Origin of the sequence: Shewanella sp. CAL98-MNA-CIBAN-0140 (assembly GCF_040309905.1) — a bacterium.
GTDB lineage: Bacteria > Pseudomonadota > Gammaproteobacteria > Enterobacterales > Shewanellaceae > Shewanella > Shewanella psychromarinicola.
The window spans coordinates 1-16,694 of sequence record NZ_JBEOPI010000047.1 but is presented as its reverse complement, the minus strand read 5'-3'; the positions used below and the strand labels follow the sequence as shown (position 1 = coordinate 16,694).

Sequence of the window (16,694 nt, the reverse complement as noted above, 5' to 3'; positions counted from 1 at the left end):
ATGCTTTTGTATTGGTATTAACTTTTTATTTCTTTTAATTTTTTAATTTACTTACACAAAGTACGAGGGAATTATGGCTAACATCATTAAAGTGATTGGTCGCGAGATTATGGATTCGCGTGGTAACCCAACGGTTGAAGCAGAAGTGCATTTAGAAGGTGGTTTTGTGGGTATGGCTGCGGCACCATCTGGCGCCTCTACCGGTAGTCGCGAAGCATTAGAGCTTCGTGATGGCGACAAAACACGTTACTTAGGTAAAGGTGTACTTAAGGCCGTTGCTGCTGTAAATGGCCCAATTGCTGCAGCGCTTAAAGGTAAAGATGCATTGGCTCAAGCTGAACTTGACCAAATCATGATTGACTTAGATGGCACAGAAAACAAAGCAAAATTTGGCGCTAACGCGATTCTTGCTGTGTCTCTTGCGGCTGCTAAAGCGGCTGCGGCAGCTAAACACGTACCTTTATATGCTCACATTGCTGATTTAAACGGTACACCTGGTGTTTACTCTATGCCACTTCCAATGATGAATATCATCAATGGTGGCGAGCACGCAGATAATAGCGTTGATATTCAAGAGTTCATGATCCAACCCGTTGGTGCTAAGACTTTCCGTGAAGGCTTACGTATGGGCGCGGAAGTATTCCACAGCTTAGCTAAAGTGCTTAAAGCTGACGGTCACTCAACGGCTGTGGGTGATGAAGGTGGTTTTGCGCCTAACCTAGCCTCTAACGAAGCGGCACTTGCTGCAATCAAAGTGGCTGTTGCAAACGCTGGTTACGAGTTAGGTAAAGACATCACGTTAGCGATGGATTGTGCTGCATCTGAGTTTTACGACAAAGAAGCAAATATTTACGATCTTAAAGGTGAAGGCAAAAAATTCACTTCTGAAGAATTTAATTTCTTCTTACAAGATCTTACTACACGTTACCCAATCGTTTCTATCGAAGATGGTCTTGACGAGTCTGACTGGGATGGTTTCGCTCACCAAACTAAACTAATGGGCGATAAAATCCAATTAGTGGGTGACGATCTATTCGTAACAAATACAAAAATTCTTAAGCGTGGTATCGACAATGGTATCGCTAACTCTATCCTAATTAAATTCAACCAAATCGGTACATTAACTGAAACCTTGGCTGCCATTAAAATGGCTAAAGATGCAGGCTTTACTGTTGTAATCTCTCACCGTAGTGGCGAGACAGAAGATTCAACGATTGCTGATTTAGCTGTTGGTACCGCGGCAGGCCAAATTAAAACAGGGTCACTAAGCCGTAGTGACCGTGTTGCGAAATACAACCAATTGCTACGTATCGAAGAAGCCCTAGGTTCAAAAGCACCTTACAACGGTCTTAAAGAAGTGAAAGGCCAAGCATAATTTTTTTTGCTTTAACTGAAAAAGGCCACCACTGGGTGGCCTTTTGTGTTGTACTATAACGGACATGTTTTCTAGGGGTTACTTCGACATAACTTAATATTATGAAACGATTACTATTTTTACTGATTTGTTTATTGTCACTTTTACAGTACCGACTTTGGCAGGGCGATAACAATTTTTCAGAATATGTCGTGCTGCAAACCCAAATAGCGGCCCAAGAACAAAGTAATGATAAGCTAGTCGCTCGAAATCAAATCCTCAAAGAAGAGATTATCGATTTAAAACGTGGCACCGAAGCGATTGAAGAACGTGCCCGCAACGAGTTGGGTATGGTTAAAGAAGGCGAAACGTTTTATCGGGTAGTAGGCAGTGAACTACGTGAGCTAAACCAATTTAATCGTTAATACTGTGTAACACCGCAGGCAAAACTCTTAATCATATTACTTTCAATTTTGGTACTGCTAATATGCTAAACAATCCTCGTTCTATTATTGCTATTGTTCCTGCCGCGGGTGTTGGTAGCCGCATGGGGGCTGATAAACCTAAGCAATATTTAATGCTTGGGCAACAAAGCATCCTCGCACATACATTAGATGCATTATTGGCTCATTCTGAAATAGACTTGGTGGTGGTAGCTCTACACCCAGAAGATAAGTATTTCAGTAAGTTACCACAATCTCAACATCCTAAGTTAACCCAAGTCATTGGTGGTGAAGAACGCGCTGATTCTGTTTTAGCGGCATTAGATTATGCACAGACTCTTAATCCTAATGCGTGGGCTCTGGTTCATGATGCCGCAAGACCTTGTGTAAGCCACGAAGATATTACCCAATTGATTGAGTCTGTACACATTCATCCTCAAGGCGCCATTCTTGCTGCGCCAGTTCGTGACACCATGAAGCGAAGTGACGCTAGTGGTCATATTGTCAGTACTGTCGATCGCGCGTTGCTATGGCATGCATTAACCCCACAGTTTTTTCCCGTATCATCTTTACGCAGCCATTTATCGGCCGCACTAGCGGCCCATGTCTCTATTACCGATGAAGCCAGTGCAATGGAATGGGCGGGAGTCATGCCGGGTCTGGTTCAAGGCCGAATGGATAACATTAAAGTGACTCATCCAGATGATTTACAGTTGGCGGCCTTGTTTATGTCACAAAAATAAATTGAACAGTTATAAACAACACTTGTTAATATCGCCTCATAACAAGTTAATATAAGGTTTTAAATGAATATTCGTATTGGTCATGGTTTTGATGTGCATAAGTTTGGCGGTGATAACCCACTCATTTTAGGTGGTGTGACGGTTCCTTATGACAGTGGGCTCATCGCCCATTCTGACGGTGATGTGGTATTGCATGCTATTAGTGATGCGATATTAGGCGCGATGGCGTTAGGGGATATAGGTCAACATTTTCCTGATACGGATGCCGACTTTGCGGGTGCCGATAGTCGTGTGTTATTAAAACACTGTTATCAACTTGCACTGCAAAAGCAATTTATATTAGGTAATTTAGATGTCACCATTATTGCTCAAGCACCTAAGATGGCGCCACATATTGAGGCTATACGTCAGTGCCTTAGTGCCGATTTACAAACGGATATCGATAACATTAATGTTAAAGCGACGACGACCGAGAAACTCGGTTTTACTGGACGTAAAGAAGGCATTGCTGTTGAAGCTGTTGTGTTGATGACGAGTCGATAACCTACAAAATATAGAGAATTCTGGCACATGAAAGAATTACATTACCTTTTTGGTAAACCAATAAGCCAAGCTGATTTACGTACCTATAATAGCGATTTTATTGTTAAAGAAATTTTGCCTTTTACGCCAACAGGCGAAGGCGAGCATCATATGCTCCATGTGCGTAAAAACGGCATGAATACGGTCTATGTTGCTGAAATATTGGCTAAGTTCGCTAAAGTTCATCCGAAAGAAGTGACCTTCGCTGGCCAGAAAGATAAAAATGCTATTACCGAACAATGGTTTGGGGTACGTATTCCGGGTAAAGAAACCCCTGAGTGGACAGAGCTTAATAATGAGAAATTAACGATTTTGTCGAGCAGCCGCCACAGTAAAAAACTGCGTATAGGCGCCTTGATCGGAAATCGGTTTGTGCTGACATTACGCAATATAACCGATATTGCCGATGTTGAAACACGTCTACAACAGATTGCTAAGTTAGGTGTACCCAATTACTTTGGCGAGCAACGTTTTGGCCACGACGGTAAAAACCTCATTTGGGGTCGACAAATGCTCAGCGGTGGTCGCAACGTAAAAGATCGTCATAAACGCAGCATGTATTTATCAGCAGTACGTTCCAATGTGTTTAATCAAGTGGTGTCATTTCGTTTAGCCCATCATCATACTGACACATTAGCAGGCGATTGCGTGATGTTAGCTGGCAGTAAAAGCTATTTTACCGCTGAAACGTGGGATGAGGTTCTCAATAGTCGCTTAGCAGAAAAAGATATTCAACTTTCAGCCCCGTTGTGGGGCAAAGGTATACCATTAGCGCAAGCCGAAGCATTAGCCGTTGAACTGGCACCATTAACAGATTTATCAACTGACTTGCAAGGACTCGAAGATGCGGGCTTATCACAAGAAAGACGACCCTTATTGCTTGAGCCTCAAGGGATAAAATGGCAGTTTGAAGCGAATATACTTACCCTTGAGTTTGTGTTGCCGGCCGGCAGTTATGCCACGTCGATGTTACGTGAACTTGCTGATTATCAAGATATTCAAGAATCACAGCGAAAAGAGATGGTTGCGGATCAACAAGCACAATCCAATGAAGAGTGCTAATGAATGATTAATATTTTAGTCAGTAATGATGATGGTGTGAGTGCGGCCGGTATTATTGCGTTAAGTAACGCACTGAGCGAGTTTGCCCAAGTGTTAACAGTTGCACCTGATCGTAATTGTTCGGGTGCGAGTAACTCATTAACCTTAACTAATCCATTGAGAATCAATAATTTAGGTAATGGCTATATTGCTGTTAATGGCACTCCAACTGACTGTGTTCATCTCGCTATTAGGCAGCTGTGCCTTACGGAACCCGACATAGTGGTTTCCGGTATTAATGCCGGTGCGAATATGGGAGATGACACCTTATATTCAGGTACCGTTGCCGCTGCAATGGAAGGGCGTTTTTTAGGTCTGCCAGCCATAGCGGTGTCTCTCGTGGGAAAATCATTAATTCATTACGATACTGCTGCGGTTTATGCGACTAAAATTGTAAAAGGGTTGTTGGCTCATCCTATTAGTCGTGATCAAATGTTAAATGTTAATGTCCCCGATTTACCGATAGCAGAAATTAAAGGGATTAAAGTCACCCGTTTAGGTGCACGGCATAAAGCAGAAGGTATGATAAAAACCCAAGATCCAGCGGGTAAAGATATATACTGGCTTGGGCCTGTTGGAAGTGAACAAGATGCAGGTGAAGGGACCGATTTCGATGCAGTAGCAGCAGGATATGTATCAATAACCCCCCTAACAGTTGATTTGACGGCATACAATCAACTTGATGGATTAGCCGATTGGATAATAAAAATATGACACCGGTAGCTTCAACATCAGCAATAAATTTGGCCAAGAAATTGTCTGATGCAGGGATCCGACATCCTGCCGTATTGCATGCTGTAGCAATAACACCACGGGAATTGTTCCTTGATGGTGCATTAGCTCATAAGGCGTATGAAAATACTGCATTACCAATCGGGCAGGGACAGACAATTTCACAACCTTACATTGTGGCTCGAATGACTGAGCTTCTGTTACAGCATAACCCTCAAAAAGTATTAGAGATTGGAACCGGTTCAGGCTATCAGGCTGCTATTTTAGCATCGTTAATTCCAGAGTTATGCACTATTGAACGTATCAAAGCATTACAAATACAAGCTCGTCAAAGACTAAAGCGCCTAGACCTACATAATGTATCATTCAAATATGGCGACGGTTGGCAAGGGTGGCCAAATCGAGGGCCATTTGATGGCATTATGGTGACGGCCGCTGCAGCAAGGGTACCTCAAGCATTGCTTGAACAATTATCTGACCGTGGTGTATTAATTATTCCGGTGGGAGAAGACACCCAACAATTGCTTAAAATTACCCGTGTCGGACAGGCATTCCAATCTGAGATCATTGAGTCAGTTAAATTTGTTCCTTTAATTAATGGCGATTTGGCATAGTTAACCTCAGCTCTTTGTCCTGCTATATCTATTGCATTGCAATAGGCAAGCTATTGACGCGCAATGGGCCTTGTTGGCAACACAAATGGCAAGTTTGATATTGCAGACTTGGCGTAAACCTGTTTTTATCGATTTATCCCGTCTCTTATCCCGAGTTGAGCTTAGTCAACATGATAAAATGAGGTTTGATACATTAACGATATTTTCGTTTGCAACAAGCTTGTTTTAGCCTAACAATCACGTACCTCTCCTAAAAGGATTTTGTTTGATGAATACCGGTTGGCCACACTTTTTGGTCTTAGCAATTATGCTCACTGGATGCAGCTTTCAAGCTGATCGTCCCGCGCCGGTTGACAGTTTATCGTCAAATAATCATGGTCCTCGTTATCATAAAGGCTCATTAAAAACGAACAAATACAAAGTAAAGAAAGGTGACACGCTTTATTCAATTGCTTGGGGGGCAGGGCGTAATTTTGTGGACGTTGCCCGTTTGAACCATTTATCGTCTCCTTACATTATTTATCCTGGGCAAGTACTTAATTTAGCGGCCACTAATAATCGTCCATCGACAACCGTTCGAGCACCTCAACCTTATGTTACTTCTGTACAAACACAAGCCGTTACCAAACCATATATTTCGAGCTCAAATCGTTCTCAATTAGAAACAATCAAACCGAAGGATATTCCAAAGCCAAGCCCAGCAGTAGTTTCAGCCAGAACGAAAAAAGTTCTTGATCACAAAGTCAAGCCTGCGTATTCTGTAACAACTACCCAACAAACAATTAACCAAAGTGCAATAGGTTCTGTCGCAAATTTGCCACAGCAAGTTCAGCAATGGCACTGGCCAGTTAGAGGTCGAATAGTTGGATATTTTTCGGCATCAGAACAAGGCAATCAAGGGATAAAGATTGCTGGTAACCGCGGCGATATTATTAAAGCCGCAGCAGATGGGAGAGTCGTGTATGCAGGTAATGCACTGCGCGGGTATGGCAACTTAGTGATTATCAAGCATAATGATGATTTTTTAAGTGCTTATGCGCATGCCGACACGATACTGGTTAAAGAAAAGCAATATGTGAGTGCAGGTCAAACAGTTGCAAAAATGGGCAGTACCGGGACTAATCAAGTTATGCTTCACTTTGAAGTGCGCTTTCATGGTAAGTCTGTCAACCCATTACGATATCTACCTAAACAGTAATTGTTTAGTCACATAATTAACGGAGGATAAGCAATTGCAGTAGATTAAATAACATAAATTAGGTTTGGGAGAGCAATTATGAGCCGCAAAAATAATACTGCTTCAGCAGAATATCTTGTCGATCTAGCTAAACAACCACCGGGAGATACAACCGATCACCGTGATTTGGTACAACAACTCGAGATTGAAGAAAAAGTCCAAGATGACTTACAGAAAAATTTAGATGCTACTCAATTATATTTAGGTGAGATAGGTTTTTCTCCGCTACTGACTGCAGAGGAAGAAGTGTTTTTTTCACGTAAAGCCCTCAAAGGCTGCGAAAAATCTCGCAACCGCATGATCGAAAGCAACCTTCGCCTTGTCGTTAAAATTTCCAGAAGATATAACAATCGTGGTTTAGCGCTACTCGATCTTATCGAAGAAGGTAACTTAGGTTTAATCAGAGCGGTAGAAAAATTTGACCCTGAACGTGGTTTCCGATTCTCCACTTATGCAACATGGTGGATTAGACAAACCATCGAACGAGCGATAATGAACCAGACTCGCACTATCCGTTTACCCATCCATATTGTTAAAGAATTAAATGTGTACTTGCGCACAGCAAGACAACTTGCTCAAAAACTTGACCATGAACCTACCGCAGAAGAGATTGCCGAAAAATTAGATGTATCCACTGGTGATGTCAGTCGCATGTTAAAACTAAATGAAAGAATTACCTCGGTAGACTCGCCATTTAGTGGCGATAATGAGAAAGCATTAATAGATGTCATTGCTGATGATGATTCCGTCGGTCCAGATTATCGCGTACAAAATGAAGATTTATCTAATTCGATTGTAGAGTGGTTAAATGAGCTTAATACTAAACAACGTGAAGTGCTGGCGAGACGTTTTGGTTTACTCGGATATGAACCTTCAACATTAGAAAATGTCGGTGCTGAAATCGGGTTAACCCGTGAGCGAGTGCGCCAAATTCAAGTTGAAGCTCTCAAACGCTTAAAAGATTTACTTGGCGCGCAAGGGCTTTCAGTTGAAGCATTATTCAGAGACTAATGAATATTGAATCGATAATTGTTCAATAAGTACAGCTTAAGGTTTTGTCGGTATTCGGGTTGAGAACCTATATGAGTGGTTAATACTCCATCTCATGTATTTAGGTTTATCTCGTTAATTTATTTGAGCTTAATCGATGTAAACGTAAGCTCAATCGTTTGTTAAGATAAAAAGTTTGTTAAACAATTTGCCTCACCCCCCCCGATGTTTTTTGACGCCGCGTCCCCACTTTTAGTCCATTTCAGTCTCTCGTTTTTAGTCTCTCATTATTCCTGCTTATTGTGTCAGCCTATCATTGTTGCTGTGCTACATGGTCGCGAAATGCAGTATTGGAGTGGAAGCCTTGGCCGACTTCCACGGTTTCAATAACCTCAACTCGGTATAAGAGATGGGTAAGCTACCAAACGGCATTATTTGTTAACTTACGTTATTTGTTAGCTTACGTTATTTAAACGCTTTAATTCATATAAATAATCTAATGCCTGTTTAGGGGTTAAATCATCAGGATTAATTTGCGCTAACTTGTCCAACACTGGCGACGGCTCTGGTATTGGAGGTAATAAATTCATGCTCACTTGGGTCGGATTTTGCTGTGATAAACTCATGTCACGGTTTTCAAGTTGATGCAGTTTTTGTTTTGCCGCTTTAATGACTGAGGCCGGAACACCTGCGAGCGCCGCAACTTGCAGACCATAACTTTTACTTGCCGCACCTTCTTGTACCGAATGCATAAAAGCAATGGTGTCATCGTGTTCTATGGCATCTAAGTGCACATTAATCACTGACGGTAACAGTTCGGGCAGTTGGGTGAGTTCAAAATAATGAGTGGCAAATAATGTCAGTGCACTAAGGTTTTTAGCGAGATATTCTGCAGCAGACCACGCGAGCGCTAACCCATCATAGGTTGAAGTACCACGGCCTATTTCATCCATCAACACCAAACTGTTTGCGGTTGCATTATGCAAAATGTTGGCGGTTTCGGTCATTTCAACCATGAAGGTTGAGCGACCCGATGCCAAATCATCAGAGGCACCAATGCGGGTAAAAATACGGTCAATCTCACCTATTTGAGCAGAATCTGCGGGCACAAAACAGCCAATGTGTGCCATTAATGTAATGAGCGCCACTTGACGCATATAGGTTGATTTACCGCCCATATTAGGACCGGTAACGATTAGCATTTGCCGTTGCGGTGTTAAAGCGACAGGGTTAGCAATAAACGCCGCTTGGCTGACTCGTTCAACCACTGGGTGGCGACCCGCATCAATATGAATACCAGTTTCGTGAGTCATTTGCGGACATTGGTAATTAAAGGTCTGGGCACGTTCTGCAAAATTACTCAATATATCAAGTTCTGCAGCAGCAGTAGCAAACTGCTGTAACTCTTGTAATTTTGGCAGTAATAAGTCAAACAGCTGTTCCCAAAGTTGTTTTTCAAGTGCGAGTGCTTTTCCCTGACTTGAGAGTACTTTTTCTTCGTATTCTTTCAACTCTGGGGTGATATAACGCTCAGTCCCTTTAAGTGTTTGGCGGCGTTGATAACTCAGTGGCACTCTGTCTGACTGTAAACGGCTCACTTCAATATAGTAACCATGGACGCGGTTATAACCCACTTTTAAGGTATTAATCCCTGTTTGTTGTTTCTCGCGAGCTTCAAGTTCGATTAAATAATCACTTGCCCCTTCACTTAACTTTCGCCATTCGTCTAATTCATTATTGTAGCCAGTACGGATAACGCCACCATCACGAATTAACATGGGCGGATTGTCTACAATAGCGCGTGCTAATAGGTCGTGTTGTTGTGGGAATTCACCTAATAATTGGACTAATGTACTCAATCGAGGTTGCTGGCATACCGCTAAGGTTTGCTGGATCTCAGGCAGAAGTGTTAATGCTTGCTTTAAACGTGAAAAGTCACGTGGTCTGGCGCTGCGTAGTGCCAAACGTGCCATAATACGTTCAATATCACCTAAGCTTTTTAGCTGTTCATGTAGCGTCTGATATAAGTCTCGCTCAATCAATTCGCTGACAGCGTTATGGCGATATTGAATCGTTTGGCGATGTCGTAATGGTTCGTGGATCCAGCGCTGTAACATGCGGCTTCCCATAGGGGTTGCGGTATTATCTAATACCCACGTAAGAGTGTTCTCACGTCCGCCAGACAAGTTTTGTGTTAATTCTAAGTTACGTCGAGTCGCGGCATCTAAAATTATCGATTCCGATTGATTAAAACGTACAATGGCGTTGATATGTGGCAACGCCATTTTTTGAGTATCTTTTACATACTGCATTAAACAACCTGCAGCTTGTAACGCCAATCGAGCATCACTCATCCCAAAACCATGTAAATCTTTGGTGCCAAATTGACTGAGCAGTAAATTCACACAAGTATCGTACTCAAACTCCCATTCTGGACGGCGACGAATGCCTTTCATATTATTGATTAATAACATGTCAGTAAAATCTTCACTGTAAAGTAATTCGGCAGGATTCGTGCGTTGTAATTCAGCTTCTAATGCTTCACGGGTGGGTAACTCTGCAACCACAAAACGACCTGATGAAATATCCAGTGTGGCATATCCAAATCCGTTTTTACCTTGATAAAGTGCCGCCAGTAAATTGTCTTGTTTTTCTTGCAGTAGGGCTTCGTCGGTTAGAGTGCCTGGAGTGACAATACGCACGACTTGGCGTTCTACTGGACCTTTTGATGTTGCGGGGTCACCAATTTGCTCACAAATGGCCACAGACTGACCTATGTTAACTAATTTTGCTAAATAGCCCTCAACGGCATGATAGGGAATACCTGCCATGGGAATAGGATCGCCGCCACTTTTCCCGCGAGCGGTGAGAGAAATGCCCAACATTTCAGAAGCGCGTTTAGCATCATCGTAAAACAGTTCATAAAAATCACCCATCCGATAAAACAATAACATATCAGCATGAGCAGCTTTTAAGCTCAAATACTGACGCATCATCGGGGTGTGTTTTTCTAAATCGCTGGTATCAATTACTGTCATTATGAACACTTCACTATTTAATCAATCTTAGGGGGCGTAATTTTATGGGGCTAATCTTAACAATATTTGTCCCCAGCGTATAAATAGATTCATAATAAAAAGTATATCTGGATAAAATATTGATGTGAAAAGGCAATTATCACAGGTTAAAAAATAAATTGCGCTCAGCACTTGATACTGTATGACTATACAGTATACTGATGAACATACTGAAATGGTTTACATCATTTCACCTAAGTCAAAACAGCATTTTACTAAACGTATTGAATGCCTTAGAGGGTTTTATAATGAAGGTTGATCCAAATAAAGAGAAAGCACTTGCCGCCGTTTTAAGTCAGATTGAAAAGCAATTTGGTAAAGGCTCAATTATGAAGTTGGGCGAAGATCGCACAATGGATGTTGAAACTATCTCTACCGGTTCACTTTCATTGGATGTCGCTCTAGGTGCGGGTGGTTTGCCACTGGGACGTATCGTTGAAGTCTACGGCCCAGAGTCATCAGGTAAAACGACGTTAACTCTGGAAGTGATTGCAGCGGCGCAACGCGAAGGTAAAACCTGTGCGTTTATTGATGCTGAGCATGCACTTGACCCTATTTATGCCAAAAAGCTAGGCGTAGATATTGATAACTTACTTTGTTCACAGCCAGACACCGGTGAGCAAGCATTAGAAATTTGTGATGCGTTAACCCGCTCTGGTGCTGTCGACGTTATTGTGGTCGATTCTGTTGCAGCGTTAACGCCAAAAGCTGAAATTGAAGGTGAAATTGGTGATTCGCATATGGGCCTAGCCGCTCGTATGATGAGCCAAGCAATGCGTAAACTTGCTGGTAACCTCAAGCAATCTAATACTTTGCTTATTTTCATTAACCAAATTCGGATGAAAATTGGTGTTATGTTCGGTAGTCCAGAAACGACTACTGGTGGTAACGCGCTTAAGTTCTACGCTTCAGTTCGTTTAGATATTCGTCGTATAGGTGCAATTAAAGAGGGCGACGAAGTCGTGGGTAATGAAACCCGCGTTAAAGTGGTTAAAAACAAAATTGCCGCTCCATTCAAGCAAGCTGAATTTCAAATTCTTTATGGACAAGGTATTAATCGTACCGGTGAGTTAGTTGACTTAGGCGTTGCTCATAAGCTGGTTGATAAAGCGGGTTCTTGGTACAGTTACAAAGGCGAAAAAATTGGTCAAGGCCGCTCTAATGCGGGTAAGTTTCTAACTGAAAACCCAGCCATTGCCAGTGAAATCAATACCACTCTTCGTGCTATGTTATTGAACGGTGGTGCTAATGCATCAGGCTCAAAAACTGAAAATGATGAGAATGTCGATCTTGAAACTGGCGAGGTATTCTAAGCCAGTCAGTCAAATATATCGCGGTAGCGCATCTTGCGCGCCGCGAATATTCCCGCCATGAAATATCCTGTAAGTACATACGCACTTAATGATGTTCCTAATGATGAGTCAGTATAATGACCCTAACAATAGTGATTAGCAGTTAACGATCCTATCACTTCAATATGTTTTTTATCATTGAGTACATGAGTACATGAGTACATGAGTACAGCATAAGTGTTAATGGTATTAATACTTATACCCCGTAGTTATTCACTGTTTTAACATCAACGTCCAACAAAGCCCACCTCAAGTAGCCATTTTTATATCTGCAACTTACGCGTAGCAACACACGACTCGTTAAAGCAGCCAGCCTCTTATTGATTACTTTTTACTGCTAATTTGTGTTCATGAACAAATTACTTTCTGTTAAGACCCGCTAATATTTATTGCACTCAATCTAATAGCCCTATTTATAACGCCTAATTGCAATAGTAATGCCTATGGTCAGTGGATTTTAATATTTGCTTGTTATTGGCTACTCTTATGGATTTCAACTAAGAGGGGAATCAAACCACTCATCTCGCATGTTGACGTAAATTCAGTATATAATGCCAACATTTACTGGCTTGCATGCCAAGCTCGTTACTTTTGTATTTTCTCTATTCAGGACCATTTATGTTTCAGACTACAGCAGAGTTAAGAAGTGCATTTTTAAAGTACTTTGAAGATAACGGACATCAGGTTGTTGATAGCAGCTCGCTCGTTCCCACCAATGACCCAACACTGTTATTTACCAATGCGGGCATGAACCAATTTAAAGATGTGTTCCTCGGTATGGATAAGCGTAATTACAGCCGCGCAACAACATCTCAGCGTTGTGTTCGTGCGGGCGGTAAGCATAATGATCTTGATAATGTGGGTTATACCGCTCGTCACCATACCTTTTTTGAAATGCTAGGTAACTTCAGTTTTGGCGATTACTTTAAAGAAGATGCGATTCGATTCGCATGGACCTTTTTAACCGAAACACTCAAGCTGCCAAAAGAACGCTTATGTGTCACCATTTATGAAACAGATGACGAAGCCTATGACCTATGGACTAAAAAAATTGGTGTGTCAGCTGAAAACATGATCCGTATTGGCGATAACAAAGGTGCATCGTTTGCGTCAGATAACTTCTGGCAGATGGGTGATACCGGACCTTGTGGCCCTTGTAGCGAGATTTTCTACGATCATGGCGATCATATTTGGGGTGGCCGCCCTGGCACACCTGAAGAAGATGGCGATCGCTTTATTGAAATTTGGAATATTGTATTTATGCAGTATAACCGTCAAGCAGACGGTGAAATGTTGCCACTACCTAAACCTTCAGTCGATACCGGCATGGGTATTGAGCGTATTGCTGCCATTATGCAGGGTGTACATTCAAACTACGAAATCGATATTTTTAAGCAGTTGATTGCTCAAGCCGCTAATATTATTGGTATTACTGATTTAGAAGATAAGTCACTACGCGTCATCGCTGATCATATCCGTTCATGTGCATTTTTAATTGCCGATGGTGTGATGCCATCAAATGAAGGCCGCGGTTACGTATTACGTCGCATTATTCGCCGAGCTGTTCGCCATGGCAATAAGCTTGGTGCGACTGACGCCTTTTTCTATAAATTAGTGCCAACGCTTATCAGCGTAATGGGCGATGCCGCAAATGGGTTAACACAATCTCAAGCCATTGTTGAAAAAGCCTTAAAAGCCGAAGAAGAGCAGTTTGCCCGTACCCTTGAGCGCGGTTTAGTGATTTTAGATGGCGCGCTGAACACCCTCCAAGGTGATACTTTAGATGGCGACACCGTATTTAAGCTGTATGACACCTATGGTTTCCCTATTGATTTAACGGCTGATGTTTGTCGTGAACGCGATATTAATGTTGATGAAGCCGGCTTTGACGTTGCAATGGCGCAGCAAAGAAGCCGTGCGCAAGCCGCAGGTAACTTTGGTGCAGATTATAATAGTCAGCTAATTATTGATGCACAAACCTCTTTCAGTGGTTATACCGAACTCACAGGGCAGCCGAACGTAATTGCTTTATATGTTGACGGTAAAGCGGTTGATACCGTGGTTGCGGGTCAAGATGCCGTTGTCGTATTAGACAACACCCCATTTTATGCTGAGGCAGGTGGGCAGGTGGGTGATAAAGGCCAACTGACAGCCGATGGTGTGGTATTTAACGTTGCTGATACGCATAAGTTTGGTCCGGCTACAGGTCATGAGGGTCAATTAACTCAAGGCCAATTAGTGCTAGGCCAGCAGTTAACCGCGCAAGTGGATAAAAAGTTACGTCATCGTACTCAGTTAAATCATTCCGTGACTCACTTATTGCATGCTGCATTACGCCAAGTGTTAGGTTCTCATGTGTCTCAAAAAGGCTCATTAGTGAACCCTGAACGCCTACGTTTTGACTTTGCTCATTCTGAAGCGCTCAAACCATCAGAGTTGAAAGCTGTAGAAGACTTAGTTAACACCCAAATTCGCCGTAACCATGCACTTTGCACCACTGAAATGGCCATTGATGAAGCTAAAGAAAAAGGCGCAATGGCATTATTTGGTGAGAAATACGATGATCAGGTACGTGTTGTCACTATGGGCGATTTCTCTATCGAGTTATGTGGCGGTACTCATGTTGGCCGCACGGGCGATATTGGTTTATTTAAAATCACTTCAGAGGGCGGTATTGCTGCAGGTGTGCGTCGTATTGAAGCCGTCACGGGTGTTGCTGCTATGGCTTATATTGCCGATCAGCAAGCCGTGTTAGATGAAACCGCGCAACTACTTAAATCAGACAGTGCATCTGTTGTGGCTAAATTAAAAGCGCAGTTAGATAAAGTCAAACAGTTAGAAAAAGAGTTGTCTCAGTTGAAAGATAAGTTAGCCGCAGCAGCCAGTGCCGATATGGCTGGGGATGCAGTGGAGATAAATGGTGTTAAACTATTAGTTAAACAGCTTAATGGTATTGACCCAGGTTCACTCCGTGGTTTACAAGATGAGCTAAAGCAAAAACTAAAGTCTGCGATTATTGTGCTCGGCACAGCTAAAGACGGTAAAGTGAATTTAATTGCTGGCGTCAGCAATGATTTAACTAAAAAGGTCAAAGCGGGCGAGCTCGTGGCAATGGTTGCACAACAGGTTGGTGGTAAGGGCGGTGGTCGTCCAGATATGGCACAAGCGGGTGGTTCTCAGCCTGAGAATCTAGCCGCAGCATTAGCCCTTGTGGAACCATGGGTAAACGAACGTTTACGTTAATGAAATCTGTAGATTAGCGTTTTTGATAGCAATTGAGACATGGAGTCTAAGATATGCGACTTTATGTCTTGAGTGCCATGAGCAGATTTGGCATAGTGAACTATCTTGCTAGCAGTAAAAGCGTTTAAAAGGATTGTTAGTTGGACAGTACTTATTGTGTGCTCAAATATAGCACTTGGTATTTGTTTTCCCTTCCTATCGTTTTTGTTATTGGTTTGCTGTAATGAATTATTTAACAACTGAGTGGTATAACGTAAATTGGTTTAATTTACGTTAATCTCGTTTTAAAAGACGACCAATCGTCAAATTTTATGATTTCCTAATAGAATATGCTTTATAAACTGACGTATTTTGAAATTGATACTATGATACTATGATTTTATGTAAAGCAAACCTTATAATGAGCGCATATTACGGATAAAGCGTGTTATGCAGATCGAACTAAAGGAGCAATCGAATGCTAATTTTGACTCGTCGAGTAGGCGAAACATTAATGATCGGTGACGAAGTCACAGTTACTGTGTTAGGTGTTAAAGGTAACCAGGTACGTATAGGTGTTAATGCACCTAAAGAAGTGTCTGTTCATCGTGAAGAGATCTATCAACGTATTCAATCTGAGAAGTCAGGTACGCCTTCTGAAGATGGTAATTTCTAATTTCGGGCAGACATATGCTCGATATCATCAAAGTCAGCATTTGCTGACTTTTTTGTTTTTGCACGGCAAAGAAATTGCCGCTTTAGTTTAAATCAGTCCTGATGAGTTAACCTCAACTTGGAATAACCGTATATTATCCAGAATTAAGGCTAACTACCTAAGTGACCCTATTCGGCGATTGTCTGTGTCGCTTAACATGATGTTGAGCGGCAACTGAGTGCCGAGTATATGCAGTGTAGAAGTTACCTTATCGAAATCAACGATGTCTTCAAATATGTCGCTTGCCAAAAAAGGTTAAAACTCTCGTAGAATGAACAGAGACTTAATGAAATTGTTACGGTTAATTAAAACCATTATTCATAAGAAATAACACGGTTTTGATGATTATTTGAGCCTATTGTATCCAATGTGATTAAAAACAGTCCAAATGAAGTTAGGTTTCCTAAAAAGGGTTTGACTTATTTTCATCAAACAGTAAGATGTGCGCCAAGAAACGGAGAGGTGGCCGAGTGGCCGAAGGCGCTCCCCTGCTAAGGGAGTATGGGCTTTAAATCCCATCGAGGGTTCGAAT

Annotated in this window: 13 protein-coding genes; 12 read left to right on the top strand and 1 reads right to left on the bottom strand. The window is 42.0% G+C overall.

Going from position 1 to position 16,694, the window contains the following annotated elements; translation table 11 throughout:
- The first annotated feature begins 73 nt into the window (after positions 1–73).
- From eno to rpoS, 9 genes are all read left to right on the top strand, one after another.
- A complete protein-coding gene (eno, locus tag AAEY93_RS18340; protein WP_101032460.1) occupies positions 74–1,375 on the top strand; it encodes a phosphopyruvate hydratase in 1,302 nt (433 codons plus the stop codon).
- 101 nt (positions 1,376–1,476) lie between these two features.
- A complete protein-coding gene (gene ftsB / locus AAEY93_RS18335; RefSeq protein WP_101032459.1) occupies positions 1,477–1,779 on the top strand; it encodes a cell division protein FtsB in 303 nt (100 codons plus the stop codon).
- 62 nt (positions 1,780–1,841) lie between these two features.
- The gene (gene ispD, locus AAEY93_RS18330; protein WP_124012038.1) at positions 1,842–2,540 is read left to right on the top strand and encodes a 2-C-methyl-D-erythritol 4-phosphate cytidylyltransferase; all 699 of its coding nucleotides are present in this window, start codon (positions 1,842–1,844) and stop codon (positions 2,538–2,540) included.
- A gap of 63 nt (positions 2,541–2,603) precedes the next feature.
- Positions 2,604–3,083 (top strand): 2-C-methyl-D-erythritol 2,4-cyclodiphosphate synthase, encoded by a 480-nt coding sequence (ispF, locus tag AAEY93_RS18325; RefSeq protein ID WP_101032457.1) that lies wholly within the window; start codon positions 2,604–2,606, stop codon positions 3,081–3,083.
- A 27-nt stretch (positions 3,084–3,110) separates the two neighbouring features.
- Positions 3,111–4,184 carry a tRNA pseudouridine(13) synthase TruD gene (gene truD, locus AAEY93_RS18320; protein WP_124012037.1) on the top strand — a complete coding sequence of 358 codons (1,074 nt, stop codon included), beginning with the start codon at positions 3,111–3,113 and terminating at the stop codon, positions 4,182–4,184.
- Between the two features lie 3 nt (positions 4,185–4,187).
- Positions 4,188–4,937 carry a 5'/3'-nucleotidase SurE gene (surE, locus tag AAEY93_RS18315; RefSeq protein ID WP_124012036.1) on the top strand — a complete coding sequence of 250 codons (750 nt, stop codon included), beginning with the start codon at positions 4,188–4,190 and terminating at the stop codon, positions 4,935–4,937.
- Positions 4,934–5,569: a protein-L-isoaspartate(D-aspartate) O-methyltransferase gene (locus AAEY93_RS18310; RefSeq protein WP_101034721.1), complete on the top strand. Its 636-nt coding sequence runs from the start codon at positions 4,934–4,936 to the stop codon at positions 5,567–5,569. Before surE ends, AAEY93_RS18310 begins: the two co-directional genes overlap by 4 nt.
- Before the next feature lie 265 nt (positions 5,570–5,834).
- Entirely contained in the window at positions 5,835–6,767 is a 933-nt protein-coding gene (locus AAEY93_RS18305) for a peptidoglycan DD-metalloendopeptidase family protein (protein WP_372491483.1), read from the top strand.
- Positions 6,768–6,845: 78 nt separating this feature from the next.
- On the top strand, positions 6,846–7,817 hold the full coding sequence (gene rpoS, locus AAEY93_RS18300) for an RNA polymerase sigma factor RpoS (protein ID WP_101032453.1): 972 nt from the start codon (positions 6,846–6,848) through the stop codon (positions 7,815–7,817).
- A 434-nt stretch (positions 7,818–8,251) separates the two neighbouring features.
- Here rpoS and mutS read toward each other — a convergent pair whose 3' ends face one another.
- Positions 8,252–10,834, bottom strand: coding sequence for a DNA mismatch repair protein MutS (mutS, locus tag AAEY93_RS18295; RefSeq protein WP_124012035.1), 2,583 nt, complete (start codon positions 10,832–10,834; stop codon positions 8,252–8,254).
- A 287-nt stretch (positions 10,835–11,121) separates the two neighbouring features.
- Here mutS and recA point away from each other — a divergent pair, with 287 nt between their 5' ends.
- The 3 genes from recA to csrA all read left to right on the top strand — a co-directional run bounded on the left by recA (position 11,122) and on the right by csrA (position 16,123).
- A complete protein-coding gene (recA, locus tag AAEY93_RS18290; RefSeq protein ID WP_101032451.1) occupies positions 11,122–12,186 on the top strand; it encodes a recombinase RecA in 1,065 nt (354 codons plus the stop codon).
- A gap of 657 nt (positions 12,187–12,843) precedes the next feature.
- Entirely contained in the window at positions 12,844–15,468 is a 2,625-nt protein-coding gene (alaS, locus tag AAEY93_RS18285) for an alanine--tRNA ligase (protein WP_351078906.1), read from the top strand.
- A 457-nt stretch (positions 15,469–15,925) separates the two neighbouring features.
- Positions 15,926–16,123 carry a carbon storage regulator CsrA gene (gene csrA / locus AAEY93_RS18280; RefSeq protein WP_076496509.1) on the top strand — a complete coding sequence of 66 codons (198 nt, stop codon included), beginning with the start codon at positions 15,926–15,928 and terminating at the stop codon, positions 16,121–16,123.
- Positions 16,124–16,694 lie beyond the last annotated feature (571 nt).